Below are 26,847 nucleotides of genomic sequence, written 5' to 3' on the forward strand. Positions count from 1 at the left end.
CGCGACGGACGGCGAGGTGAAGATGCTCGAGTTGCTGACGGGAACCGGGCTCGCACTCGCGGCCGGCCTCAACGCGTGGATCCCGCTCGTGATCCTCGGCGGGCTCGATCGCTTCACGGGGCTCGTGGAGCTCCCGTCCGGGTGGGCCTGGCTTTCGAACGAGTGGGTGCTCCTCGTCCTCGTCGGGCTGCTCGTGCTCGAATTCGTCGCCGACAAGATCCCGGGGATCGACTCGGTCAACGACGTGATCCAGACGCTCGTGCGACCGACGGCCGGCGGGATCGCCTTCGGTTCCGGTGTGGATGCCACGACGGTCGCGGTGACCGATCCCGAGACGTTCTTCACCACTCAGCAGTGGGTGCCCGTCGCCGTGGGTGTCGTCCTCGCGCTCGGCGTGCACTTGGCGAAGGCGGCCGCACGACCGGTGGTGAATGCGATGACGGCGGGTGTGGGAGCACCCGTCGCGAGCGCCGCCGAAGACGCCGGGAGCGTCGCATTCGCGTTCGCGGCCCTGCTCGCGCCTCTGCTCGTGCTTCTCGGGCTCGTGCTCGTCGCGGTCACCGTCGTCATGTCGGTGCGGCGGTTGCGGGCGCGGAAGGCGCGGTCGGAGCATCCGCCGATCTCGAACTGATGCCGCCGGGAATGCGAGAAGGCCGGCCCCCCGGGGGCGGCCGTGCCGTTAGCGTAACGCGAATCGTTAGTTGATCGTGAGCTTCTCACGCAGGGCCGCGAGCGAGGCGTCGTCGGCGAGGGTGCCCGCGCCGGCCGATTCGCTCGAGAACGACGAAGCACCCGAGGTGAACGAGTCGTCGGCGGCAGCGGCGGCGTTCGCCTGTGCGACCTGCTTCTTGTGCGCCTCCCAGCGAGCCTGGGCGGCAGCGTAGTCCTGCTCCCACTTCTCGCGCTGGGCCTCGAAGCCCTCGCGCCACTCGTTGGTCTCGGGGTCGAAGCCCTCGGGGTACTTGTAGTTGCCCTGCTCGTCGTACTCGGTGAGCATGCCGTAGAGCGCCGGGTCGAACTCGGTGCCCTCGGGGTCGACGCCCTCGTTCGCCTGCTTCAGCGAGAGCGAGATGCGGCGACGCTCGAGGTCGATGTCGATGACCTTGACGAAGACCTCTTCGCCGACCGACACGACCTGCTCCGCGAGCTCGACATGCTTGCCCGACAGCTCCGAGATGTGCACGAGGCCCTCGATGCCGTCGGCGACGCGGACGAACGCGCCGAACGGAACGAGCTTCGTGACCTTGCCCGGTGCGACCTGGCCGATGGCGTGGGTGCGTGCGAAGACCTGCCAGGGGTCTTCCTGCGTCGCCTTGAGCGAGAGCGAGACGCGCTCGCGGTCGAGCTCGACGGAGAGCACCTCGACGGTGACCTCCTGGCCGACCTCGACGACCTCGCTGGCGTGCTCGATGTGCTTCCACGAGAGCTCGGAGACGTGGACGAGACCGTCGACGCCGCCCAGGTCGACGAACGCGCCGAAGTTGACGATCGACGAGATGACGCCCTTGCGGATCTGGCCCGGGTGGAGGTTCGCGAGGAACGTCGAACGCGACTCGGACTGTGTCTGCTCGAGAAGGGCGCGCCGGCTGAGCACCACGTTGTTGCGGTTCTTGTCGAGCTCGAGGATCTTCGCCTCGATCTCCTGGCCGAGGTACGGCGTGAGGTCGCGCACGCGGCGGAGCTCGATGAGCGACGCCGGGAGGAAGCCACGGAGGCCGATGTCGACGATCAGGCCGCCCTTGACGACCTCGATGACCGAACCGGTCACGACGCCGTCGGCTTCCTTGATCTTCTCCACGTCGCCCCAGGCGCGCTCGTACTGGGCGCGCTTCTTCGACAGGATGAGGCGGCCTTCCTTGTCCTCCTTCTGGAGGACGAGCGCCTCGACGGTGTCGCCGACGCCGACGACCTCGCTGGGGTCGACGTCGTGCTTGATGGAAAGCTCACGCGAGGGGATGACGCCCTCGGTCTTGTAGCCGACGTCGAGGAGGACCTCGTCGCGGTCGATCTTCACGACGGTGCCCTCGATGAGGTCGCCGTCGTTGAAGAACTTCAAAGTCTTCTCGACCGCGGCGAGGAAATCGTCAGCAGATCCGATGTCGTTGATCGCGACCTGCTTGGGCGCCTTGGTCGTTGCGGTTGTCATGTAGTGAATGCTCCGTAAAGGACAAAGTAGAGCCCATCGCGCGGTAGAGCGTTGTGTAGGTTCCGCGATGGGCATGCGGACAGGGACGTCACACGAGTGACGCTCAATCCTAACGGACGTCGTCGCCGACCGGCAACCGCACGATGCGAGGGCCGGCTACGTGCAACGCTCGGGTCATCATGGCACGGTGAGAAGGAGGTCGTCGATCGAGGCGACCACCGGGGCGTTGGTGCTCGAGCTGGAGAGGTACGCGCGCATGCCGATGCTTCCAGGCGCCTGCAGCCCCGCAGTCGAATCCGTGGCCGTCCGCTGCCACGCGGACGGTTCGGCCGCGCCTGCCTTCCAGACCTTCAGGTTCAGCGTCGTCGGCGACGTGCCGATCGCTTGCAGCCGCAGGTTCAGCCGATCACCGGCAGCGTACGTGAGACCTGGGACATTGATCGCCGGAGCGAGGGTCACCTCTCCGCCGCCGCTCGCGTTGACTCGAACGAGCGAGATGCCGACGGCTCCACTCGAGCGGAGCACGATCTTCGCCTGGTACGCGCCTGCGACCGCCACCCGCCGGCCGATCGCCGAGAGGAAGATGCCGCTGCCGGTGGCGGCCTTGTCGGTCAAGAAGCTGAATCGAAGGTCGCCGGACTGCTGCGACACATCGTCGAGGTAGGCGTTCAGCGTTCCGCCAGGGGTCGCCATGCGCAGCCGGGCGTTGCCGCCGGTGACCGAGTACGCGGTGGCGCTACCGGTCGTCGTCCAGTGGCCACCCGTGTCCGCCGTGCCGAGCCCGTTCACGACACCGCGTTCGAAGGCGTCGGATGCCAGGACCACCGGCCCGCCCGGATCCGTCACGGTGACCGCCGTCGTCGTTGTGGCCGTCGCGCCGTCGTCGTCGGTCACCGTGAGGGTGATCGGGTAGGTGCCTGCGGCCGCGTACGTGTGCGAGGCGGTCGCGCCGGTCGCCGTGCCGCCGTCGCCGAAGTCCCAGGCATGTCCCGTCACGACGCCGTCGGCGTCGGTCGATGCAGTGCCGTCGACCGTGCAGCCGAGCCCGGTGCAGGTCGGGGTGAACGCCGCCACAGGCGGGGTGTTGCCCGGCGCGCCCTCGGCGATAGTGAAGGCATCGGCGAACGTGCCCCCGGTCGCCGGCACGAAACGAGCCGACAATTGGCCCGCGGTCGCCGAGACGTCGAGGTTCCCCCACGTCGGGTTCGCATTGAGACCGGATGACGCGGCGAAGTAGCCTGCCTCGGGATCACTCGTCATCACGTCGCGAAGATCGACGCCGCCGGTGCCGACCGTGGCGAAGACGGTGCCGACCCCCTTGACGAGGTCGTCATCGGCGTCGGTGACGCACGAGGCATTGTAGGAGCCGGGCACCAGGGCGCTGCAGGCCGCGCCGGTGGCCAGTTGCTTGCTTCGCTGGTACAGGTGCTCATGGCCGTTGAGCACGAGATCGACGCGTTTCTGCAGCATGAGGTTGGTGATGTCGGTCCCGACGTCGCAGCCGTACTGTCCGATCGAGATGCATGGCTTGTGCATGGCCACCACGACCCACGGGATGCCGGCCGCTCGTGCGCCGTCGATCGCCGCCGCCGTCCACTGGAAGCGCGCGCTGCCGGCCCCATAGCCCCAGTTGCCGTCGGGGAACGTGAGGTTCGGCGAGATCGCGATGAAGCGAACGAGCGGGGACGACTGCGGGACGTCCACGTAGTACTGCCGGCCGTACGTGCCGACCAGACCGGGCAACTGGTTCGGCAGGCAGGCCGAGAAGTCGTTGATGTTGCCGTTCAGCCCGTTGCTCTCGTGGTTGCCTGCGATCAACTCGAATGCGAACCCCGCACCGACGCGGGACGTCACGGTGTCGCACCAGGCCTGCTCTGCGCCAGTCGCCCCGTACGAGAGGTCGCCGAGCGCGAGGTGCAGGTCGGGATCCAGGCTGTCGATCTGGCTCAGCACCGCGTGCGATTGGCTGCGCGCTGCGATGTCGCCCGATGCGGTGAACTGGACCGTACCCGCGACTGCAGCCGTACGCGGCAGCACCGCCGTTCCGGTGAACGCCGCCACCACGAGGGATGCCGCAGCGACGGCGACCGTCAACGACTTGAGTGCACTCATGGCCGGCTCCTTGCACGTCGGGTTGATCTCGTGCCAAGGCGAGGCGGCGCGATCCCCCTACGGGAAGGGCGTCAGCGGCGTCTTTCGTGCAGGATAGCGGCTCGCCCGCCATCCCACCAGCGTTCCTCCGGCCCTCCGGCTCAGCCGACCAGCGCGCTGCGCAGGGTGTCGAGCCCGACGCCGCCGAGCTCGAGCGCGCGGCGGTGGAAGTCGCGGATGTCGAATGCCGCGCCGTCGCGCTGCCGCACGTCGTCGCGCAGCTGCTCCCAGATGCGCTGCCCAACCTTGTACGAGGGCGCCTGCCCGGGCCATCCGAGGTAGCGGTTCACCTCGAACCGCACGAACGGCTCGTTCATGTTGACGTTCTGGGAGAGGAACTCGAACGCGTACTCCCCCGTCCATCGTCCGTTTCCGTCGGGTCGCTGCTTGTCGAGGTGCACGCCGATATCGAGCACGACGCGGGCCGCCCGCATGCGCTGTCCGTCGAGCATGCCGAGCCGATCGGCCGGATCGTCGAGGTATCCGAGCCCCTCCATGAGCCGCTCGGCATACAGCGCCCACCCCTCGGCGTGACCCGACGTGCCGGCGAGCTGGCGGCGCCAGGTGTTGAGGCTGTCACGGTTGACGACGGCGTGGCCGATCTGCAGATGGTGGCCCGGCACGCCCTCGTGGTACACCGTGGTGAGCTCGCGCCACGTGTCGAACTCGGTGACACCCTCGGGCACCGACCACCACATGCGGCCCGGACGACTGAAGTCGTCGCTCGGGCCGGTGTAGTAGATGCCGCCCTCCTGCGTGGGCGCGATGAGGCACTCGAGCGTGCGGATCTCGGCGGGGATGTCGAACTGCGTGGCACCGAGTTCGGCGACCGCTCGATCGCTCGTCTCCTGCATCCAGCGCTGCAGCGCGTCGGTGCCGTGCAGCTTGCGTGAGGCGTCGTCGTCGAGGAACGCGATCGCCTCGGCGACGGCGTTCCCTGAGCCTGTCGAAGGGGTCCCTCTCAGGATCTCATTCGCGATCGACTCCTGCTCGGCGACCATGCGCCCGAGCTCCTCGATGCCCCACTCGTACGTCTCGTCGAGGTCGATCGTTGCGCCGAGGAAGCGGCGCGACTGGAGCGCGTAGATCTCACGGCCGACGGCGTCGACCTCGCCTGCCTCAGGGAGGAGCTCGCGCTCGAGGAATGCCGCGAGGCGACCGTACGCCTCGCCCGCCTGCCCGGCTCGGCCCGTGAGGTCGGCGCGGAGGGTCGCGGGCAGCTCGGCAGGTGCACTTGCAACGAACTCGGCGAAGAAGCCGTCGTTCCGCTCGAGTTTGCGCGCCTGCGCGGCCACCTCATGCACCTGCCGCCGAGCCGGAACGGTGCCGCGCTCGATGCCGAGCCGGAGCGTCTCGATGTAGCCGTCGAGCGCGCCGGGCAGGGCGGAGAGGCGCGACGAGATCGTCGACCAATCGTCGACGCTCTCGGTGGCCATGAGGTCGAAGACCTCGCGGATCTCCTGCGCAGGGCTCGCGATGACGTTCAGGTCTCGCAGCGGAAGTCGGGCGTCGTGGGCCTCGAGCGAGAGCGCGAGCTCGCTGCGGAGGTCGGCGACGGTGACCGCGTCGATGTCGTCGACCGGAGTCGCGGCGTCGAGCTGCGCGATCGTGCGCCGCATGGCTTCGGCCGAGCGCTCCGACCCCTCGGGCGAGTAGTCGCCGAACCGGGAATCTGCCTCGGTGCGGCCGATGTACGTTCCGACGGTGGGGTTCAGTTCGACGAGGGTGTCGACCCACTCCTCTGCGATGCGGTCGACGTCGGACGGAGTGCGTTCACGCGATGACATACGGGCGAGCCTATGGCACCCCTCCGACGCTCGCAGCGGTCTGCCGTCAGCACCCGGGGCGACGAATGTCCCGACGCGCGTGCGATGGGCTCAGTGCGCCGCGTCGTCCCAGTTCGCACCGCGGCCGATCTGCACGTCGAGCGGCACGAGCAGCTCGGCGGCGTGCGACATCCGGTCGCGGACGACCTCCTCGAGCACCTCGGACTCACCCGGCGCCACCTCGAAGACGAGTTCGTCGTGCACCTGCAGGAGCATGCGGCTCTGAAGCCCCTCGGCTGCGAGGTCGGACTCGACGCGCGACATGGCCACCTTGATGATGTCTGCCGCGGATCCCTGGATCGGCGAGTTCAGTGCCGCGCGCTCCGCGTTCTCGCGGTGCACCCGGTTGGGGCTCGCGAGATCGGGGAAGGGACGCCGACGGCCGTAGATGGTCTCGGTGTATCCGTCGATCCTCGCCTGCTCGACGACGCCGCGGAGGTAGTCGCGCACGGCACCGAACCGCTCGAAGTACTCCTTCATCAGCTGCGTGGCCTCGGCCCGCTCGATGCGGAGTTGCTTCGACAGGCCGAATGCGCTGAGCCCGTAGGCGAGGCCGTACGACATCGCCTTCACCTTCGTGCGCATGAGCGGCGTCACATCGACCGGATCGACCGCGAAGACGCGGGCACCGACGAACCGGTGGAGGTCTTCACCGGCATTGAACGCCTCGATGAGCCCCGGGTCGCCCGAGAGGTGCGCCATGATGCGCATCTCGATCTGCGAGTAGTCGGCGGTGAGGAGCTCGGTGTACTCGGCTCCATGCCGGACTGCCTTGCGGATGCGACGGCCGTCTTCAGTGCGGATCGGGATGTTCTGGAGGTTCGGCTCGTTCGACGACATCCGGCCGGTGGCCGCGCCGATCTGCCAGTACGTGGTGTGGATGCGGCCGTCGGAGGCGATCGCCTTGTCGAGGGACTCGACGATCTGACGCAGCTTGGTGACGTCGCGGTGCTCGAGCAGGTACCCGAGGAACGGATGCGGATTCGACTCCTGCAGGTCGGCGAGCGCGCTCGCATCGGTCGTGTAGCCGGTCTTGGTGGCCCGCGTCTTGGGCATGCCCAGCTGGTCGAAGAGCACCTCCTGCAGCTGCTTCGGCGAGCCGAGGTTGACCTCGCGGCCGATCTCCGCGAAGGCGGCGGCAGCCAGGGTCTCCGCGCGGTCTCCGAGTTCGGCAGAGAGCGCGACGAGCTCGGCGTGCTCGACCGTGACGCCGCGCGCCTCCATGGCGGCGAGCACGGGCACCAGCGGCATCTCGATCTCGGCGAGGAGACGGCGGGACGTCTCGGAGAGCGCCCGCAGCACGATCGGCGCCACGCGGAGCGAGTACCACGCGTACTCGGGTGCGCCGGCATCGGTGCCCTCCTCTGGCAGCAGTTGGGCGGGGTCGGCTTGCGGCACCGTCTCGCCGAGGTGGAGGGTCACGAGGTCGGCGAGGGTCTTCTCGGCGAGGGACGGGCGCAACAGCCACCCCGCGATCAGCGTGTCGACCACGAGGCCGTCGAACGAGATGCCCGACCGGCTGAGCGCCTTCAGCTGGGCCTTCGCATCGGTCATGATCTTGGGCGAATCGCTTGCAAGCCACTCCCCGAACGGCGCAGCGTCGGGGCTGCCCGGCCGCCACTGCACGCGCACCGTCTCGTCGACCGTCGCGATGCCCGCGCCGATGACGAGCCCGTCGACGACCTCGAGGCTGAGGCCGAGTCCGGCCGGCTCGGCGGCGACCGCGCGCTCGAGCCAGGCGGCAAGCTCCGAGCCCTGGAGACGGCTGGGCGTGGGCGCCACGGGTGCGACCGCCACCGCGGCATCCGCTGTGGGAGCCGGCGCCGCCGTGCTCACCGCGCCGCCGCCGCCGTTGCCGTTGCCGTTGCCGTTCGCCTCGCCGGTGACGAGCTTCGTCACGCGCTCCATGAGCGTGCGGAACTCGAGCCGTTCGAAGATCGGGCGCACGGATTCGAGGTCGATGGGCTTGGCGATGAACTCGTCGAGCTCCACGTCGAGCTCGACGTCTCGAACGAGCTGGTTGAGCCGGCGATTGCGGACGGCGTTCTCACGCCCGTCGCGCAGGTTCTGCCCCACGACCCCCTTGATCTCCTCGGCGTGCGCGAGGATGCCGTCGAGGTCGCCGTACAGACCGAGCCACTTGACGGCGGTCTTCTCGCCGACCTTCGGGATGCCCGGCAGGTTGTCGCTGGTCTCGCCCACGAGCGCCGCGACATCGGGATACTGCTCCGGCCGGATGCCGTAGCGTTCCATCACGGCGGCGGTGTCATAGCGCTTCAGCTGCGAGACGCCCTGCGTGTTGGGGTACAGCAACGTGACGTCGTCGCTGACGAGCTGGATGGTGTCGCGGTCGCCCGAGACGAGCAGCACGCGGTACCCCTCGGCTGTTCCTCGCGTGGCGAGCGTTGCGAGGATGTCGTCGGCCTCGAAATCCTCCTTCTCGAGGGTGCGAACACCCATTGCGCGGAGCGCATCCTGGAGCAGGGGCACCTGACCCCTGAACTCCGGCGGCGTCTCGCTGCGGTTGCCCTTGTACTCCGCGTATTCGCGAGTGCGGAACGACCGGCGCGACATGTCGAACGCGACCGCGAGGTGCGTGGGTTTCTCGTTCGCGAGGAGCAGCAGCAGCATCGACAGGAACCCGTGGATGGCGTTCGTGTGCTGCCCGTCGCGGGTGGAGAAGCTGTCGACGGGCAGTGCGTAGAAGGCTCGGAAGGCCAGCGAATGGCCGTCGATCACGAGGAGGGTGGGCTTGTCTGCGTCCGGCACCCCCATAGCCTACAAGCGGCCGCCGACACCGGTTTCCCGGCCGCATCGGCCGCGGTGACGGATGCCCCGGAGACGACGGATGCCGCGACGAACGGGTCGTCGCGGCATCCGTGAACCGGAATGAACCCCGGGGGCTATTTCTTCGGTGCGAGCTGCTCGATGATCGCCTGCGACACGTCTTTCATCGTGAGCCGGCGGTCCATCGACGCCTTCTGGATCCAGCGGAACGCCTCGGGCTCGCTGAGGCCCATCTTCTCGTTGAGGAGGCCCTTCGCCCGGTCGACGAGCTTGCGGGTCTCGAAGCGCTCGACGAGATCGCCGACCTCGGCCTCGAGCGTGATGATCTGCGCATACCGGGCGAGGGCGATCTCGATCGCCGGCAGCAGGTCGTTGGGGGTGAACGGCTTCACGACGTAGGCGAGCGCCCCCGCTTCGCTCGCGCGCTCGACGAGCTCCTTCTGGCTGAAGGCCGTGAGGAGCACGACGGGCGCGACGTGCCCCTTCGAGAGCCGCTCGGCGGCCGAGATGCCGTCGAGCTGGGGCATCTTCACGTCCATGATCACGAGGTCGGGGCGGAGTTCGGTCGCGAGCGCGACGGCGGTCTCGCCGTCACCGGCCTCTCCGACGACCTCGAAGCCGTTGTCGCGCAGGATCTCGACGATGTCGAGGCGGATGAGCGACTCATCCTCGGCTACGACGACGCGGCGCGGCGCCGGCTGGGTCTGTTCGCTGTCAGTCACGCAGGAAAGCCTACGGTATTCTGGCCGAGGCCCCTGGCCGGTGTGGCGGAATGGCAGACGCGGAGCACTCAAAATGCTTTGCCCGAAAGGGCGTGTGGGTTCGACCCCCACCACCGGCACCGACGAGTCGACGAAGGCCCGGTCGCTCCTCGCGGAACGACCGGGCCTTCGCGACGGCTACAGCACCTCGCCGACGACGTGCACGCGCACGTCGTTCGTGGTGCCGGGGATCCCGGGAGGCGATCCCGAGATGATCACGACCTTCTCGCCGTTCACGGCCTTGCCGGTCTTCGCGAGCACGTCGTCGACCTGGCCGACCATCTGGTCGGTGTGCGTCACGCGGTCGACGACGAAGGACTCGACGCCCCAGTTGAGCGCCATGCGGCGACGGATCGCCGGGTCCGGGGTGAACGCGAGGATCGGGATCACGGAGCGGATGCGGGTCATCCGCCGCACCGACTCGCCCGTCTCGGTGAACACGCAGAGGTACTTCGCCTCGACGAAGTCGGCGACCTCGACGGCGGCGAGGGTGATCGCGCCGGCCTGGGTGCGCGGCTTCGTGCCGAGCGGCAGGATGCGGTCGAGACCGTGCTGCTCGGTCGACTCCACGATGCGCGCCATCGTCTCGACGGTGATCACCGGGTACTCTCCGACGCTGGTCTCGCCCGAGAGCATCACCGCGTCGGCGCCGTCGAGCACGGCGTTCGCGACATCCGACGTCTCCGCGCGGGTGGGCACCGGGCTGTGGATCATCGACTCGAGCATCTGCGTCGCGACGATGACGGGCTTGGCGAGCCGGCGCGCGATCTCGACCGCGCGCTTCTGCACGATCGGCACGGCCTCGAGCGGCAGTTCGACGCCGAGATCGCCGCGCGCGACCATGATCCCGTCGAACGCCTCGGCGATCTCGTCGAGGGCGTCGACGGCCTGCGGCTTCTCGATCTTCGCGATCACGGGCACGCGGCGTCCGACCTCGTCCATGATCTCGTGCACGCGCTCGATGTCGGCGGCGTTCCGCACGAAGGAGAGGGCGATGAGGTCGGCACCCAGTTCGAGGCCCCAGCGGAGGTCGGCCTCGTCCTTGTCGGAGAGCGCCGGCACGTTCACGGCGACGCCGGGCAGGTTGATGCCCTTGTTGTTCGAGACGGGACCGGCGACGACGACCTTCGTGGTCACGACGGTGCCATCCGACTCGATGACCTCGACGCGGACCTTGCCGTCGTCGATGAGCAGCTGGTCGCCCGGCTTCACATCGTCGGGGAGCCCCTTGAACGTCGTGCCGACGATCTCCTTGCTCCCCACGATCTCCTCGGTCGTGATCTTGAAGACGTCGCCCTCGGCCAGTTCGTGTGGCCCGCCCTCGAACTTGCCGAGGCGGATCTTCGGTCCCTGCAGGTCGACGAGCACGGCGACGGCGCGACCCGAGTCGTTCGCAGCCTTCCGCACGTTCTGGTAGACGCCCTCGTGCACGTCGTACGTGCCATGGCTGAGGTTCATTCTCGCGACGTCGACGCCCGCATCGACGATCGCGCGGATCTGCTCGTAGCTCGATGTCGCCGGCCCGAGGGTGGCGACGATCTTCGCACGTCTCATGTGGTGTGCTCCCGTGTTCTGCGCAGAGGCGCTGGGTGGGTAGTGCGATTTCGGCGCACCGGGGGGTCAGATGGCGAACGCGCGGGCGTTCGCCGGAATCGGGCTCGGCAGCTCGGTGTCGCCTTCAAGGTACCGGTCGACGGCGGATGCCGCAGCGCGACCCTCGGCGATGGCCCACACGATCAGCGACTGCCCGCGTCCGGCGTCGCCGGCGACGAAGACGCCCGGCTGAGCCGTGGCGTAGTCGGAGTCGCGTGCGATATTCCCGCGTTCGGTGACGGACACCTGCAACTGCTCATCCAGGTCGCGGGTCTCGGGCCCCGTGAACCCGAGTGCGAGGAGTACGAGGTCGGCCGGGATCTCGCGCTCGGTGCCGGCCTTCGGCACGCGGCGCCCGTCGAGGTATTCGGTCTCGGCGACGCGGATGGCCCGCACCTCCCCGATGTCGTTCGCGAGGAACTCGACGGTCGACGCCAGATAGTGGCGGTTGCCGCCCTCCTCGTGCGCGCTCTGCACCTCGAAGATCGTCGGATGCATCGGCCACGGCTGCTCGGCCGGTCGGGTGGCACCGGGTTCCTTGCCGATCGCGAGGTTGGTGACCGAGAGGGCGCCTTGACGGTGCGCCGTGCCGATGCAGTCCGCACCGGTGTCGCCGCCGCCGAGGACCACGACGTGCTTGCCCTCCGCGCTGATCTGGTCGAACACCTGATCGCCGGCGAGGTGGCGGTTCGACTGCGTCAGGTACTCCATCGCGAAATGCACGCCCGGCAGGTCACGGCCGGGAATCGGCAGGTCGCGCGGCACCAGGGCGCCGGTGGCCACGACGACCGCGTCGTACCGCTCTCGCAGTTGCGCCCAGGTGATGTCGACGCCGATGTTCACGCCGGCGCGGAACCGGGTGCCCTCGGCCGTCATCTGCGCGAGGCGCTGGTCGAGGTGCTTCTTCTCCATCTTGAAGTCCGGGATGCCGTAGCGGAGGAGCCCGCCGATGCGGTCGTCGCGCTCGAACACGGCGACCGTGTGGCCGGCGCGCGTGAGCTGCTGTGCGGCAGCGAGGCCCGCGGGTCCTGAGCCGACGACGGCGACGGTCTTGCCCGTGAGGCGCCCGGGCGGCTGCGGCTGCACCCATCCGCTGCCCCACGCCTCGTCGATGATCGAGACCTCGACCTGCTTGATCGTGACCGCGGGCTGGTTGATGCCGAGCACGCAGGCCGATTCGCAGGGCGCCGGGCAGAGACGCCCGGTGAACTCGGGGAAGTTGTTCGTCGCATGCAACCGCTCGATCGCCGCGCGACCCTCACCGCGCCAGGTGAGGTCGTTCCACTCGGGGATCAGGTTGCCGAGCGGGCAGCCCTGATGGCAGAACGGGATGCCGCAGTCCATGCAGCGACCGGCCTGACGACGCAGCTGCGCCGGGTCGCCCTGCTCGTAGACCTCTTTCCAGTCCATGATGCGCACCGGCACGGGGCGCCGCTTGGGCAGCTCGCGCTCGGTGACCTTCAGAAATCCCTTCGGGTCAGCCACCCGTCACCTCCATGCAGTCCGTGTGCACAGCTCGTGTCCATACCTCGACGACGTCAGCCACCCGTCACCTCCAGAATTCGGGTCCAGACCACGTCGCCGTCGGGATCGAGCCCCTCGTCGACCGCGCTCTGGCGGGTGCGGAGCACCGCGGCGTAGTCGCGGGGCAGCACCTTGGTGAAGCGATCGAATGCGGCGTCGCCCTCGGCGAGGAGGGCAGCCGCGACCGCGGAGTCGGTCGTCGCGAGGTGCTCCTCGAGCAGGTCGCGCACGATCTCGCGGTCGGCGCTGCCGAGCGGGAGCAACTCGAGTTCGCCCGCGCTCAGTGATTCGCGGTTCACCCGACCCTCGCGCAGGCCGAGCACGTACGCGGTGCCGCCCGACATCCCGGCGCCCAGGTTTCGCCCGGTCTCGCCGAGGATCAGCGCGAGGCCCCCCGTCATGTACTCGAGCGCGTGGTCGCCGACGCCCTCCACGACGGCCGTGGCGCCCGAGTTGCGGACCAGGAACCGCTCGCCCACGATGCCGCGGATGAACATGCTGCCGCGCGTCGCGCCGTAGCCGATGACGTTGCCCGCGATGACGTTGCGTTCGGCGACGAACCCGCTGTCGCGAGAGGGGCGCAGCACGAGCTGGCCTCCGGAGAGACCCTTGCCGACGTAGTCGTTCGAGTCGCCCTCGAGGCGGAGTGTGATGCCGCTCGGCAGGAACGCACCGAGCGACTGCCCGGCGGAGCCGGTGAGTGTCACGTCGATCGATCCGCTGGGCAGCCCGTGCTCACCGTGGCGCACGGTGACCTCGTGACCGAGCATCGTCCCGACGGCGCGCTCGGTGTTCTTGATGGGCAGCTCGATCTCGATCGTGCCGCCCTCCTCGAGCACGATGCGGCTGCGCCGGATGAGCTCGTTGTCGAAGTGCTGCTCGAGTTCGTGGTCCTGCGGACGCAGGTTGCGCCGGGGCTCGGACCCCGAGAAGTCGGGCCCGACGAGCACGGGAGTCAGGTCGAGGCCGGAGGCCTTCCAATGCGTCAGCGCACGGTCGACGTCGAGGAGGTCGCGGCGACCGATGATCTCGTCGAGCGAGCGGTATCCGAGTTCGGCGAGGTACTCGCGCACCTCCTGCGCAATGAACTCGAAGAAGTTCACCACGAACTCGGGCCTGCCCGTGAAGCGCCTGCGCAGCTCGGGGTTCTGCGTGGCGACGCCGACGGGGCACGTGTCGAGGTGGCAGACGCGCATCATGACGCAGCCCTGCACGACGAGTGGTGCGGTTGCGAAGCCGAACTCCTCGGCCCCGAGCAGCGCACCGATCACCACGTCGCGGCCGGTCTTCAGCTGGCCGTCGACCTGCACGACGACCCGATCGCGCATGCCGTTCAGCATGAGCGTCTGCTGCGTCTCCGCGAGGCCGAGCTCCCACGGCGTGCCTGCGTGCTTCAGGGAGTTCAGCGGGCTCGCCCCGGTTCCGCCGTCGTGGCCCGACACGAGGATGACATCGGCCAGCGCCTTGGCCGTTCCGGCGGCGACCGCGCCGATGCCCGACTGACTCACGAGCTTCACGTGCACCCGCGCCTTGGGATTCGCACGCTTGAGATCGAAGATCAGCTGTTTGAGGTCTTCGATCGAGTAGATGTCGTGGTGCGGAGGCGGTGAGATGAGTCCGACGCCCGCGGTGGCATGACGCGTTCGCGCGACCCACGGGTAGACCTTGGTCGGCGGGAGCTGGCCGCCCTCGCCGGGCTTGGCGCCCTGGGCGAGCTTGATCTGGATGTCGTCGGCATGTGTGAGATACATGCTCGTCACGCCGAAGCGGCCGGACGCGACCTGCTTGATGGCGCTCCGCCGCTCGGGGTCGAGCAGGCGGTCGAGGTCTTCGCCACCCTCGCCCGTGTTCGACTTCGCGCCGAGCCGGTTCATCGCGACGGCGAGCGACTCGTGCGCCTCCTTGGAGATCGACCCGTAACTCATCGCGCCCGTCGAGAACCGCTTCACGATCGATTCGATCGATTCGACCTCGTCGATCGGCACCGGCGGACGCGTGCCCGTTCGCAGGGCGAACATCCCGCGGAGCGTCAGGAGCTCCCCCGCCTGGGAATCGACGAGGGAGGTGTACTCGCGGAAGATGTCGTACCGCCGGTTGCGCGTCGAGTGCTGCAGGCGGAACACCGTCTCGGGGTTGAAGAGGTGAGGCGAGCCGTCGCGCCTCCACTGGTACTCCCCTCCGGTCGCGAGGCGCTCGTGCGCCCGGACCGCGACATCCTCGGGATAGGCGGCCGTGTGCCGGTGCAGGTTCTCGGCCGCGATGACGTCGAGTCCGACGCCGCGGAGCTTCGAGGTCGTGCCGGAGAAGTACTCGTCGACGAAGCCCTCATCGAGGCCGATCGCCTCGAAGGCCTGGGCTCCGCCGTACGACGAGATCGTCGAGATGCCCATCTTCGACATGATCTTCAGCACGCCCTTGCCGAGGGCCTTGATGACGTTGTGCACGGCCTCCTCGGGCGTGACACCGGTGATCACGCCCGAGCGCACCAGGTCTTCGCAGGTCTCCATCGCGAGGTAGGGGTTGACGGCGGATGCCCCGTAGCCGATGAGGAGCGCGACGTGATGCACTTCCCGCACGTCGCCGGCCTCGACCACGAGGCCGACCTTCATCCGGTTCTCGGACCGGATGAGGTGGTGGTGCACCGCCGACAGCATGAGGAGCGACGGGATCGGAGCGAGGTCCTTGTTCGAGTCGCGATCGCTCAGGACGATGAACGAGGCGCCGGCCTCGATCGCCTCGTCGACCTCGCCGTACATCGCGGCGAGACGGTCGCGCAGCGCGTCAGGGCCTTCGTCGAACCGGTAGAGCCCCCTGATCGTGACTGTCGTGCGGCGACCGGGAGACGGGTCGATGTGCACGATCTTGGCGAGCTCGTCGTTGTCGATCACGGGGAACGTGAGCGCCACCTGACGCGCGTGCTCGGGACCCGCGGAGAGCAGGTTGCGCTCCGGTCCGATCGACGTGCCGAGCGAGGTGACGACCGCCTCCCGGATCGAATCGAGCGGCGGGTTCGTGACTTGGGCGAACTGCTGCGTGAAGTAGTCGAAGAGCAGTCGCGGCCGCTGCGACAGCACGGCGATGGGCGTGTCGGAGCCCATGGCGCCGAGCGGCTCCTGGCCCGTCGTCGCCATGGGCGTGAGGAGGACCTTCACCTCCTCCTCGGTGTACCCGAAGGTGCGCTGGCGCCGAGTGACCGAGGCGGGCGGGTGCACGATGTGCTCGCGTTCCGGGAGATCCGCGAGGCGGATGCGGCCGCCATCCAGCCAGTCGCCCCACGGCTCGGATGCCGCGAGGTCGGCCTTGACCTCGTCGTCCTCGATGAGGCGGCCCGCCTCGGTGTCGACGAGGAACATGCGGCCGGGCTGCAGCCGGCCCTTGCGGACGATGCGGCTCTGCTCGATGTCGAGGACCCCGATCTCGCTCGCGAGCACGACGAGTCCGTCGTCGGTGACGAGGTAGCGCCCGGGGCGGAGGCCGTTGCGGTCGAGCGTGGCGCCGACGAGCGTGCCATCCGTGAAGACGATCGCGGCGGGGCCGTCCCACGGCTCCATGAGCATCGAGTGGTACTCGTAGAAGGCGCGGCGGGCCGGGTCGATCTCGGTCTGGTTCTCCCACGCTTCGGGCACCATCATCATGACGGCGTGCGGCAGGCTGCGGCCCGAGAGCGTGAGGAGCTCGACGACCTCGTCGAACGAGGCCGAGTCGCTCGCTCCGGGCGTGACGATCGGGAGGATCGGGTCGAGGTCGCCGAGCAGTTCGGACTCGAGCTGGGATTGCCTGGCACGCATCCAGTTGCGGTTGCCCTGGATCGTGTTGATCTCGCCGTTGTGCGCGATCATTCGGAACGGCTGCGCGAGCGGCCACGATGGGAACGTGTTCGTCGAGTACCGCGAGTGCACGAGCGCGAGCTTCGACGTGAACCGCTCGTCGGACAGGTCCGGGTAGAACGGCTCGAGCTGCAGCGTGGTGACCATGCCCTTGTAGACCATGGTGCGGCACGACAGCGATGCGAAGTAGAGGTCGAGCTCGCGCTCGGCCCGCTTGCGGAGCCGGAATGTGAGGCGGTCGAGCGTGATGCCGTCGAGTCGCCCGCCGTCGGAGGTCGTCGCGGCCGACCGCACGAAGAGCTGCTGCACCACCGGCATCGCGGCACGCGCGAGGGTGCCGAGCTCGTCGGGGCGAACGGGAACCTCACGCCAGCCCAGGACCTCGAGTCCTTCGGATGCCGCGAGCTCGCGCAGGCCGCGCTTGACGCTCGAGCGAGCAGTGGGGTCGGTCGGCAGGAAGGCGTTGCCCACCGCGTAGGAGCCGGCGGCGGGCAGTGCGAAGTCCGCGACCGCGCGGAGGAACTCGTCGGGCACCTGGGTGATGATGCCCGCGCCGTCGCCGGTGCCGGCGTCGGAGCCGACGGCACCTCGGTGCTCGAGGTGGCGCAGGGCGTCGAGCGCGGCGGTGATGATGTCGTGCCCGGCCGTACCCCGCAGGGTCGCGACCATTGCGAGGCCGCACGCGTCCTTCTCGGCGGCGGGGTCGTACAGTCCCTGCGCGTCGGGAACGAGTCCGAACCTCGAAAACGGTGGAGTGAGCGACACGTGAAGACCGTCCTCATCAACTAGTTGGCAGCGGGGGACGTCGTCGGCCCATCGAAGGGATGTGAAGGGATGTCACGACGCGCGGTGCGGCGTCGGCTCGGAGAACGTGTGGAAAGGGGGTCTACCGAGAGGTCGACCGGCTCGAGCTTGTGGCTGCGGTCTCGCCCGTGATGTTCTCGCCCTCGACGCCTTCGTCGAGAGAGTCGGAGTCGGACTCGGCTTCAGAGTCTACCTCAGCGTCGGAACCCTTCCATTCACGGCCCGGAACGTAGGGGCTCGGCTCGTCGCCGGTGTGCCGACGGCGTTGCACGAGGAAGATGACGATGCCGACGATGACGGCGACGAACGAGGCCCAGACGTTCGCCCGGATGCCGAGGAACATCTCGCTCGGATCGACGCGGATCGACTCGAAGAAGGCGCGCCCCGCGCCGTACCAGATGAGGTACACGGCGAACGCCTTGCCCCAGCGCAAGTTGATGTTGCGTTCGAGGAAGATGATGAGCGCGGCGCCCGCGACGTTCCAGATGATCTCGTACAGGAACGTGGGGTGGAAGAGGGTGCCCTCGGCGAGGCCTGCCGGGAAGGCGGGATTCGACGATTCGATCTCGAGCCCCCACGGCAGGTCGGTCGGCATGCCGAACAACTCGTGGTTGAACCAGTTGCCGAGGCGGCCCGTGGCTTGGGCGATGAGCAGGCCCGGCGCGAGTGCGTCGGCGAACGACCAGAAACGGATTCCCGTCATGCGGCATCCGATGATCACACCGACGGCACCGCCGATCAGCGAGCCGTAGATCGCGTTGCCGCCCTCCCAGATGTTCCAGATCGCCCCGGGCTCGAACGGGTTCCAGACGTTCGCGCCTTCGTAGAAGTAGTCGGCCGGGTGAGTGAACACGTGGTACAGCCGTGCGCCGATGATGCCGAGCGGCACCGCCCAGAGCGCGATGTCGAGCACCACACCGGGCTCTGCGCCGCGCTTGGTCAGGCGTCGAGAGGTGATGATCGTCGCGAGGACGATGCCGGCGAGGATGCACAGCGCGTACATCTGGATGTTGAGGACCCCCCAGGGCACCGGGATCTCGAGGGTGCGCCACGCCTCGTCGGGGCTCGGGATGCTGAGCGGTGCGATCACTCGGACTGCTGCCTTTCGTCGGGGGAACCGTCGGCCGCGAGGGCCTCAGTCAGCGTACTTCACTCGGGCCGCGTGCCGCGTGCGAGCTCTGCGGCCAGTTCGGCCGCCGCGCCGACGCCGCCGTCGGCGAGCGCCTTGACGAGCGCCGAGCCCACGATCGCGCCGTCGGCGTACTCGAGCACCTCGGCGACCTGCGCCGCCGTCGAGATGCCGAGGCCGACGCAGCTCGCAGGAGCGCCTGCGGCAGCGAGGCGGCCCACGAGCGCGCGGGCGGCCTCGTCGACGTCGCCGCGGGCGCCGGTGATCCCCATCGTCGAGACGGCGTAGACGAAGCCCCGGCTGGCATCGACGGCCTGCCGGACGCGCGCGTCGGTCGAGGTGGGCGCCGCGAGGAACACCCGGTCGAGTCCGGTGCGTTCGGATGCCGCGATCCAATCGGCTGCCTCGTCGGGGATGAGATCGGGCGTGATGAGGCCCGCTCCCCCGGCTGCGGCGAGGTCGTCGGCGAAGCGGTCGACGCCGTACTGCACGACGGGGTTCCAGTAGGTCATGATCAGCACCGGGGCATCCGTGCGCTCGGTGATGCGGCGCACGGCCTCGAACCCGTGCGAGAGCCGGAAGCCGTTCGCGAGCGCCTGTTGCGTCGCGGCCTGGATGACGGGGCCGTCCATGACGGGGTCGGAGTACGGAAGCCCGAGCTCCAGCACGTCGACGCCGTTCTCGACGAGCGCGACCGCCGCTTCGACACTTTCGTCGAGCGTCGGGAAACCGACCGGGAGATAGCCGATGAGCGCGCCGTTCGCCTCGTCGTTGCGACGCCGGATGGCGGGACCCGCCGTTCTCACTTGGGGTTCTCCTCGTCGTAGAGCTCGAAGTACGTGGCCGCGGTGTCCATGTCCTTGTCGCCGCGCCCCGAGAGGCTCACGAGAATCGTCGCCCCGTCGCCGAGCTCACGGCCGAGCTCGAGCGTGCCCGCGAGCGCGTGCGCCGACTCGATCGCCGGGATGATGCCCTCGGTGCGGCTGAGGAGACGGAACGCCTCCATCGCCGCCGCATCCGTCACCGGGCGGTAGTGCGCACGGCCGATCGCGGCGAGCCAGGAGTGCTCGGGGCCGACGCCCGGGTAGTCGAGTCCGGCCGAGATCGAGTGCGACTCGATCGTCTGGCCGTCATCGTCCTGGAGCAGGTAGCTGCGGGCGCCGTGCAGCACGCCGGGGCGGCCCTTCGAGATGGTCGCGGCGTGACGCTCGGTGTCGACGCCCTCGCCGCCGGCCTCGAAGCCGTACAGTGCGACCTCTGGGTCGTCGAGGAACGCGTGGAAGATGCCGATCGCGTTCGACCCGCCGCCCACGCACGCCGTGACGGCGGTGGGAAGGGACCCGGTGAGTTCGAGCACCTGCTGGCGGGCCTCCTCGCCGATGACCTTCTGGAAGTCGCGCACCATCGCGGGGAACGGGTAGGGGCCGGCGACCGTGCCGAAGACGTAGTTCGTGGTGGCGACGTTCGTGACCCAGTCGCGCATCGCCTCGTTGATCGCGTCCTTCAGGGTGCGCGAGCCCGTCTTCACGGCGACGACCTCGGCGCCGAGCAGGCGCATGCGGGCGACGTTCAGCGCCTGCCGCTCGGTGTCGACCTCGCCCATGTAGATCGTGCAGTCGAGGCCGAAGAGGGCCGCGGCGGTCGCGGTCGCGACGCCGTGCTGACCCGCACCGGTCTCGGCGATCACCCGCTGCTTGCCGATGCGCTTCGTGAGCAGCGCCTGGCCGAGCACGTTGTTGATCTTGTGGGCACCCGTGTGATTGAGGTCTTCGCGCTTCAGGATGACGCGTGCGCCGCCCGCGTGCTCGGCGAAGCGCGGTACCTCGGTGATGATCGACGGCCGGCCGGTGTAGGTGCGACCGAGCTCTGCGAGCTCGGCGCCGAACGCCGGGTCGAGCTTGGCGAGGTCGTAGGCCTCGCTCAGCTCGTCGAGGGCGGCGACGAGGGATTCGGGAACGAATCGACCTCCGAAATCGCCGAAGTACGGACCGGTCTGCGCTCTGAGCGCCATGTCACACCGCCAGGAAGGCTCGAAGGTTGGAAATCGGGTCGCCCGTGACGAGCGCCTCGCCGACGAGGACGACGTCGGCGCCCGCCGCACGGTAGTGCGCGACATCCGCGGCCGACAGCACGGCGGATTCGGCCACGCGGATCGCGTCATCGGGGAATCGGTCGGCGAGGCGGCCGAAGAGGTCGCGGTCGAGCTCGAAGGTCGAGAGGTCGCGGGCGTTCACGCCGATGAGCCGCGCGCCGAGGGACGCTGCCCGGTCGACCTCTTCGGCGGAGTGCGTCTCGACGAGCGGCGTCATGCCGAGGTCGACGACGAGGTCGAAGAGCTCGCGCAGGGTGGCGTCGTCGAGCGCGGCGACGATGAGGAGCACGAGGTCGGCGCCAGCGGCGCGCGCCTCGAACACCTGGTAGGGCGTCGCGATGAAGTCCTTGCGGAGCACGGGCAGCGAGACTGCCGAGCGCACCGACTCGAGGTCGGCGAGCGACCCGCCGAACCTCCTGCCTTCGGTGAGCACGCTGATCGCGCTGGCGCCCCCGAGCTCGTAGCTTCGAGCGAGGGCGGCCGGGTCGACGATCGGGGCGAGCGAGCCGCGGGACGGGCTCGATCGCTTGATCTCGGCGATCACCTTGATGCGTTCGGCAGGCCTGAGCACCTCGCGTGCGTCGAGCGCCGCCGGGCGCACGGATGCCGCCCGCTCGACCTCGGCGAGGGGGCGCGTCTCACGGCGCGCCTCGGCGTCGGCGACCGCGTTCGCCGTCAGTTCGGAGAGCACGCGTCAGTGCACATTCGGGACGACCTTGGCACCGCCGACGCCGTAGCCGACGCGGGCGAGCACCCACCCGACGATGACGCCGACGACGAGGAGCGCAACCGACGCCCAGACGAGCCACGGCACGTCGAGGAAGAAGGCCACCGTGCCGATGGCGAACGCGATGAGCATGATCGTGACGGAGGTCCACGCCGCGGGCGAGTGTCCGTGGCCGGGATCTGCGTGCTCAGTGCTCATGATGCTCCTTCGTAGCTGGGGTCCGCCCGCCAGTCTAGCGGTTGGGTTCGGCCTGGGCCTCGCCGTCGCGGGGCTCGCCGGTGGGACCGTCGCCGGTCGGGTCGTCACCGCGGCTCAGCTCGTCCCAGTCGTCGATCGCGCGGTCGGATGCCGCTCGGCCGCTCACCGCGGCCGAGACGGGCTCGCCGGCGTCGGCGAGACGTGCGGCGCGGTATCGTCGCGAGGACGCGGGCCAGCGCGTGCCGGTGACGAGCACGACGATGCCGGCCGCGACGAGCAGGATCCCGCCGATGATCGCGGCCACGGGCCACAGGGTCTGGTCGACGGATGCCACGAGCTCGGCCGTCGGCTCCGAACCCGACACGCCCGTGGCATCCGTCACCGCGGGCGAGACGGCCGCCACCGGATCGCCGAGCGTCAGCCACGTGGCGAGCAGGACGCATCCGCCGAGCACGACCTCGAGCACGCCGAGGATGATGCGGATCACGGGACCGGCGATCGCGAGCGCCGCGACGAGGGCGAGCCCGGCCAGGCCCAGGGCGGCGAGCGCGGGCGAAGCGACGCTGCCGGGCACCGCGATCGCGTCGCCCGCGCCGTGGGCGGCGGCATCCGCGAGTTCGAGGTCGAACCAGGTCTGGCTCCACGCGAGGAGCGCCAGCCCCGCCCCGACGATCGTGGTGATCACGGCCGGGAGCTTCATGCGGGAGACGCTCACCCGACCCTCCGCATGGCGTTCGCGACGGCGACGGCGCGCAGCGGCGCGGCGGCCTTGTTCTGCGATTCCTGGAACTCCGACTCGGGCACCGAGTCGGCGACGAGTCCGCCGCCGGCCTGCACCCGGGCCACGCCCCCCGAGATCGTCGCGGTGCGGATCGCGATCGCGAGGTCGGCGTCGCCGCCGAAGCCGAAGTAGCCCACGACGCCTCCGTAGAGGCCGCGCTGGGCGGGCTCGAGCTCGTCGATGATCTCGAGCGCCCGCGGCTTCGGGGCGCCCGAGAGCGTGCCCGCCGGGAACGTCGCCCGGAACACATCGACCGCATTGGACCCGGGCGCGAGGTCGCCCTCGACCGAGGAGACCAGGTGCATGATGTGGCTGAACCGCTCGACGCGCATGAACTCGGTCACCTCCACCGAGCCGGCCGTGCAGACCTTCGCGAGGTCGTTGCGGGCGAGGTCGACGAGCATGAGGTGCTCGGCCTGCTCCTTGGGGTCGGCGATGAGCTCGGCCTCGAGGTCGGCGTCCTGCTCGGGTGTCGCGCCGCGGGGCTTGGACCCGGCGATCGGGTGCGTGAACACCCGCCCCTCCTGCACCTTGACGAGCGCCTCGGGCGAGGAGCCCACGATCCAGTACGGATCGCCCGCGGGGTCCTCGAGGTGCAGCAGGTACATGTAGGGGCTCGGGTTGAGGCTCCGGAGCACCCGGTACACGTCGATGGGGTCGGCGGTCGTCTCCTGCTCGAAACGCTGGGAGATCACGACCTGGAAGATGTCGCCCTCGTGGATGTACTCCTTCGAGCGCTCGACGGCGGCGATGAAGTCGGCCTTCTCGGTGCGGTGACGCGGCCTCGCGGGCGCGGCGAGGTCGATCTCGGCGAGCCAGGCCTCGGACGGCCGGGCGAGCGCCTGCTGCATCCGGTCGAGTCGCTGCTGTGCGCCCGCCCAGAGGTCGTCGGGCGAGTCGGCGCCGTCGTTGAGCACGGATGCCACGAGCTGCACGGTGCCGGTGCGGTGGTCGATCACGACGAGCTCCGACACGAAGCTGAACGCCTGTCCGGGCATCCGGAAGTCGGCGGGCGGCCGGTTCGGCAGGCGCTCGATCTGGCGGATCGCCTCCCAGCCGATGAATCCGACGAGGCCGCCTGTCAGGGGCGGCGCGCCGGGCACGTCCTCGGTGCGCCACCGTTCGAAGAGGGCCTCGAGCGCGGCGAGCGGGGCGAGGTCGGCGGCGTCGCCGAGCGCCCGCTCGCCGGAGAGGCCGTAGTCCTGCCACTCGACCCGCCCCTCGTGCTCGGTCAGCACGCCGTACGACGAGGCCCCCACGAACGAGTAGCGCGACCAGATGCCGCCCTGTTCGGCGGACTCGAGGAGGAACGTGCCGGGTCGTCCCTCCGCGAGCTTGCGGTAGATGCCGACGGGCGTCTCGCCGTCGGCGAAGAGCTCGCGCGTCACGGGCACGACGCGGCGGCCCGGCAGGAGGGCGGTGAACTGGTCGAACGTGGTGGTGGCGCCGGGCACTCGGGTCTCCTCGTGTCAGTCAGCGGGCGCGAAGCCCTGGACGGCCCGCACCGGGTCGCCGTCGAAACAGGTACGTGTGCCGGTGTGGCAGGCGACGCCCACCTGCTCGACCGTGACGAGCAGGGTGTCGGCGTCGCAGTCCAGAGCCGCCGACCGAACGAACTGCACATGGCCCGAGGTGTCGCCCTTGCGCCAGTACTCCTGCCGCGATCGCGACCAGAACGTGACCCGCCCCTCGGTGATCGTGCGCCGCATCGCCTCGCGGTCCATCCAGCCGAGCATCAGCACCTCGCCGGTGCCCTCCTGCTGGATGATCGCCGGCAGCAGCCCGTCGGCGTTGAAGACCGCGCGGTCGAGCGGTGAGCCGCCGGCCGTCCAGGCCTCGTCGTCGCGCTCGAGCTCCTCATCGCCCGGCCGGCTCATCGCACGGTCCTCCCGTCGGCGACGAGGGCCGCCTTGACCTCGGCGATCGTGATCTCGCCGTTGTGGAACACGGATGCCGCGAGCACGGCGTCGGCGCCGGACGCGATCGCCGGAGCGAAGTCGCCGACAGCGCCGGCACCGCCCGACGCGATCACCGGCACGCTCGAGAGCTCGTGTATGAGCGCGGTGAGTTCGAGGTCGAAGCCCTTCTTCGTGCCGTCGGCGTCGATGGAGTTCACGAGCAGCTCACCCGCGCCGAGGCCGATGGCCCGCCGGGCCCAATCCAGCGCGTCGAGGTCGGTCTCGGTGCGCCCCCCATGCGTGGTGACCACGAAGCCCGACGCGGTGCGGTCGGAGCGCTTCACATCGAGCGAGAGCACGAGCACCTGCGCTCCGAAGCGATCGGCGATCTCGGCGACGAGCGGCGGGCGGGCGATCGCCGCGCTGTTCACGCCGACCTTGTCGGCACCGTGGCCGAGCAGCCGCGCGACATCCTCGGTCGAGCGCACGCCCCCGCCGACGGTCAGGGGGATGAATACCTGCTCGGCAACGCGCTGCACCATGTCGTAGGTGGTCGAGCGATCGTCGACGGTCGCCGTCACGTCGAGGAACGTCAACTCGTCGGCACCCTGATCGGAATACCGGGCCGCGAGCTCGACCGGGTCGCCGGCATCGCGCAGGTTCTGGAAGTTCACGCCCTTCACGACACGGCCGGCGGCCACGTCGAGGCACGGGATCACACGGACGGCGAGGGACATCCGGGCCTCACAACCGGGCGGCGTGGATCGCGCTGACGAGGATGGCCCGTGCGCCCAGCGAGTACAGCTCGTCCATGACGTGGTTCATGTCGACGCGCGGGATCATCACGCGAACGGCGACCCACTCGGGGTCGTGCAGCGGCGACACGGTGGGCGACTCGAAGCCCGGGGCCGCCTCGGTGGCGCGCTCGAGGTGCGCGATCGGCACGTCGTAGTCGAGCAGCACGTACTGTCGCGCCACGAGCACGCCTTGGAGCCGGCGGAGGAGCGTGTCGGCGCCCGGCCGCTCGACCCCCGAGCCGATCAGCACGGCCTCGGAATCGAGGATGACGGGGCCGAAGATCTCGAGGCCGGCCTGGCGGAGCGTGCCGCCGGTCGAGACGACGTCGGCGACGGCATCGGCGACTCCCAGTCGTACCGCGGACTCGACCGCCCCGTCGAGCTTCACGAGCTTCGCGGTGACGCCGTGGCCGGCGAGGAATCCGGCCACGAGTCCCGGATAGCTCGTCGCGACACGCACGCCCTCGAGGTCGGCGAGATCGCCGAACACGCCGTCGGGCCCCGCGAAGCGGAACGTCGAGTCGCCGAATCCGAGCGGCGCGATCTCCGCGGCATCCGACCCGGAATCGAGCAGGAGGTCGCGACCCGTGATGCCGACGTCGAGCGCGCCAGACCCGACGTAGGTCGCGATGTCACGCGGGCGGAGGTAGAAGAACTCGACCCCGTTGCGCGGGTCGGCGGTGTGCAGGTCGCGCGGGTCACGGCGACCGGTGTACCCGGCCTCGTAGAGCATCTGCGCGGCGGTCTCGGCGAGCGAGCCCTTGTTGGGCACGGCGATTCTGAGCATTCCCTGCCTTCTGGTTTCGGCGATACTGCCGTGTCGACGGTGCTGATCGGTCATGACGTGATCAGAGATGTCGGTACACGTCGTCAGGCGCGAGCCCCTTCGCGAGCATGAGCACCTGCAGGTGGTAGAGCAGCTGCGAGATCTCCTCAGCAGTCTCGACGTCGCTCTGGTACTCGGCCGCCATCCAGACCTCGGCCGCCTCTTCGACGATCTTCTTGCCGATGGCGTGCACGCCCGCGTCGAGCTCGCGCACGGTGCCGGAACCCTCTGGACGGGTGCGGGCCTTGTCGCTGAGCTCGACGAAGAGGTCGTCGAAGGTCTTCACCCGACCAGACTACCGGTGCCCGGTACCGTGCCTGTGCGGGTGTGCGGCCGCGGCCGCCCTCAGCGACGCGATGCGGTCGGCCGGGACGTCGCCGTTGAAGACCGCGGATCCGGCGACGAACGTGTCGGCGCCCGCTTCGGCGGCGATGCCGATCGTCTCGGCGGTGATGCCGCCGTCGACCTGCAGCCAGACGTCGAGCCCCGCGTCGTGGACGGCGTCGGCCAGGCGCGCGAGCTTCGGCATGGTCTCGGAGATGAACGCCTGTCCGCCGAAGCCCGGCTCGACCGTCATGACGAGCACCTGGTCGAACTCGGGCAGGAGGTCGAGGTAGGGCGCGGAATCCGTGCCGGGCTTCAGTGCGATGCCGGCACGCGCGCCGATGTCGCGGAGCCTGCGAGCCAGGGTGACCGGCTCGCCGGCGGCCTCGGCGTGGAACGTGACGGAGTAGGCGCCGGCCTCGGCGTACCCGGGCGCCCAGCGGTCGGGGTCGTCGATCATGAGGTGCACGTCGAGCGGGATCGGCGAGACCTCCTGCAACCGCTCGACCATCGGCAGCCCGAACGTGAGGTTCGGCACGAAGTGGTTGTCCATGATGTCGACGTGCACGAGGTCTGCCGACGCGATGCGCCCGAGCTCGTGCTCGAGATTCGCGAAATCGGCAGCGAGGATGCTCGGGTTGATGCGCGGCGTCATG

The 26,847-nt window shown here is 69.5% G+C and carries 21 protein-coding genes and 1 tRNA gene; 2 read left to right on the forward strand and 20 right to left on the reverse strand.

Annotated elements, in window-relative coordinates:
• Positions 1-22: 22 nt before the first annotated feature.
• Complete coding sequence (locus tag ACFWN7_RS00915; RefSeq protein WP_376936774.1) at positions 23-631, forward strand: DUF4126 domain-containing protein; 609 nt, start codon at positions 23-25, stop codon at positions 629-631.
• Between the two features lie 66 nt (positions 632-697).
• On the opposite strand, the gene rpsA is transcribed toward ACFWN7_RS00915, so the two are convergent.
• From rpsA to ACFWN7_RS00940, 5 genes are all read right to left on the reverse strand, one after another.
• Positions 698-2,146 (reverse strand): 30S ribosomal protein S1, encoded by a 1,449-nt coding sequence (rpsA, locus tag ACFWN7_RS00920; RefSeq protein ID WP_376936775.1) that lies wholly within the window; start codon positions 2,144-2,146, stop codon positions 698-700.
• 177 nt (positions 2,147-2,323) lie between these two features.
• The gene (locus ACFWN7_RS00925) at positions 2,324-4,258 is read right to left on the reverse strand and encodes a PKD domain-containing protein (RefSeq protein WP_376936776.1); all 1,935 of its coding nucleotides are present in this window, start codon (positions 4,256-4,258) and stop codon (positions 2,324-2,326) included.
• A 140-nt stretch (positions 4,259-4,398) separates the two neighbouring features.
• A complete protein-coding gene (locus ACFWN7_RS00930; RefSeq protein ID WP_376936777.1) occupies positions 4,399-6,084 on the reverse strand; it encodes a DUF885 domain-containing protein in 1,686 nt (561 codons plus the stop codon).
• Positions 6,085-6,174: 90 nt separating this feature from the next.
• Positions 6,175-8,892 carry a DNA polymerase I gene (polA, locus tag ACFWN7_RS00935; protein WP_376936778.1) on the reverse strand — a complete coding sequence of 906 codons (2,718 nt, stop codon included), beginning with the start codon at positions 8,890-8,892 and terminating at the stop codon, positions 6,175-6,177.
• Between the two features lie 134 nt (positions 8,893-9,026).
• Positions 9,027-9,632, reverse strand: a complete 606-nt coding sequence (locus tag ACFWN7_RS00940; protein ID WP_376936779.1) for an ANTAR domain-containing response regulator — start codon at positions 9,630-9,632, stop codon at positions 9,027-9,029.
• Positions 9,633-9,668: 36 nt separating this feature from the next.
• Here ACFWN7_RS00940 and ACFWN7_RS00945 point away from each other — a divergent pair.
• A tRNA-Leu gene (locus tag ACFWN7_RS00945) sits at positions 9,669-9,751 on the forward strand.
• Between the two features lie 58 nt (positions 9,752-9,809).
• Here ACFWN7_RS00945 and pyk read toward each other — a convergent pair.
• The 15 genes from pyk to rpe all read right to left on the reverse strand — a co-directional run bounded on the left by pyk (position 9,810) and on the right by rpe (position 26,846).
• On the reverse strand, positions 9,810-11,225 hold the full coding sequence (gene pyk, locus ACFWN7_RS00950) for a pyruvate kinase (protein ID WP_376936780.1): 1,416 nt from the start codon (positions 11,223-11,225) through the stop codon (positions 9,810-9,812).
• Positions 11,226-11,291: 66 nt separating this feature from the next.
• Complete coding sequence (locus ACFWN7_RS00955) at positions 11,292-12,749, reverse strand: glutamate synthase subunit beta (RefSeq protein ID WP_376936781.1); 1,458 nt, start codon at positions 12,747-12,749, stop codon at positions 11,292-11,294.
• A gap of 53 nt (positions 12,750-12,802) precedes the next feature.
• Positions 12,803-17,284 (reverse strand): glutamate synthase large subunit, encoded by a 4,482-nt coding sequence (gene gltB, locus ACFWN7_RS00960; RefSeq protein WP_376937096.1) that lies wholly within the window; start codon positions 17,282-17,284, stop codon positions 12,803-12,805.
• Between the two features lie 217 nt (positions 17,285-17,501).
• Positions 17,502-18,509 (reverse strand): prolipoprotein diacylglyceryl transferase, encoded by a 1,008-nt coding sequence (lgt, locus tag ACFWN7_RS00965; protein ID WP_376936782.1) that lies wholly within the window; start codon positions 18,507-18,509, stop codon positions 17,502-17,504.
• Between the two features lie 59 nt (positions 18,510-18,568).
• Entirely contained in the window at positions 18,569-19,354 is a 786-nt protein-coding gene (trpA, locus tag ACFWN7_RS00970) for a tryptophan synthase subunit alpha (RefSeq protein WP_376936783.1), read from the reverse strand.
• Positions 19,351-20,559: a tryptophan synthase subunit beta gene (gene trpB, locus ACFWN7_RS00975; RefSeq protein WP_376936784.1), complete on the reverse strand. Its 1,209-nt coding sequence runs from the start codon at positions 20,557-20,559 to the stop codon at positions 19,351-19,353. The genes trpA and trpB overlap by 4 nt, the downstream gene beginning before the upstream one ends.
• Before the next feature lies 1 nt (position 20,560).
• The gene (gene trpC / locus ACFWN7_RS00980) at positions 20,561-21,331 is read right to left on the reverse strand and encodes an indole-3-glycerol phosphate synthase TrpC (RefSeq protein WP_376936785.1); all 771 of its coding nucleotides are present in this window, start codon (positions 21,329-21,331) and stop codon (positions 20,561-20,563) included.
• 3 nt (positions 21,332-21,334) lie between these two features.
• Positions 21,335-21,565, reverse strand: a complete 231-nt coding sequence (locus tag ACFWN7_RS00985; protein ID WP_376936786.1) for a DUF6704 family protein — start codon at positions 21,563-21,565, stop codon at positions 21,335-21,337.
• 34 nt (positions 21,566-21,599) lie between these two features.
• Positions 21,600-22,280, reverse strand: a complete 681-nt coding sequence (locus ACFWN7_RS00990) for a Trp biosynthesis-associated membrane protein (RefSeq protein WP_376936787.1) — start codon at positions 22,278-22,280, stop codon at positions 21,600-21,602.
• Positions 22,277-23,800, reverse strand: coding sequence for an anthranilate synthase component I (locus ACFWN7_RS00995; RefSeq protein ID WP_376936789.1), 1,524 nt, complete (start codon positions 23,798-23,800; stop codon positions 22,277-22,279). The genes ACFWN7_RS00990 and ACFWN7_RS00995 overlap by 4 nt, the downstream gene beginning before the upstream one ends.
• A gap of 15 nt (positions 23,801-23,815) precedes the next feature.
• Positions 23,816-24,223, reverse strand: a complete 408-nt coding sequence (hisI, locus tag ACFWN7_RS01000; protein ID WP_376936790.1) for a phosphoribosyl-AMP cyclohydrolase — start codon at positions 24,221-24,223, stop codon at positions 23,816-23,818.
• Positions 24,220-24,981: an imidazole glycerol phosphate synthase subunit HisF gene (gene hisF, locus ACFWN7_RS01005; RefSeq protein ID WP_376936791.1), complete on the reverse strand. Its 762-nt coding sequence runs from the start codon at positions 24,979-24,981 to the stop codon at positions 24,220-24,222. Before hisF ends, hisI begins: the two co-directional genes overlap by 4 nt.
• Before the next feature lie 7 nt (positions 24,982-24,988).
• Positions 24,989-25,828, reverse strand: a complete 840-nt coding sequence (hisG, locus tag ACFWN7_RS01010) for an ATP phosphoribosyltransferase (protein WP_376936792.1) — start codon at positions 25,826-25,828, stop codon at positions 24,989-24,991.
• A gap of 61 nt (positions 25,829-25,889) precedes the next feature.
• Complete coding sequence (locus ACFWN7_RS01015) at positions 25,890-26,153, reverse strand: phosphoribosyl-ATP diphosphatase (RefSeq protein ID WP_376936793.1); 264 nt, start codon at positions 26,151-26,153, stop codon at positions 25,890-25,892.
• 9 nt (positions 26,154-26,162) lie between these two features.
• Positions 26,163-26,846, reverse strand: coding sequence for a ribulose-phosphate 3-epimerase (gene rpe, locus ACFWN7_RS01020; protein ID WP_376936794.1), 684 nt, complete (start codon positions 26,844-26,846; stop codon positions 26,163-26,165).
• Position 26,847 lies beyond the last annotated feature (1 nt).

Source organism: Agromyces sp. NPDC058484 (genome assembly GCF_042720415.1).
GTDB lineage: Bacteria > Actinomycetota > Actinomycetes > Actinomycetales > Microbacteriaceae > Agromyces.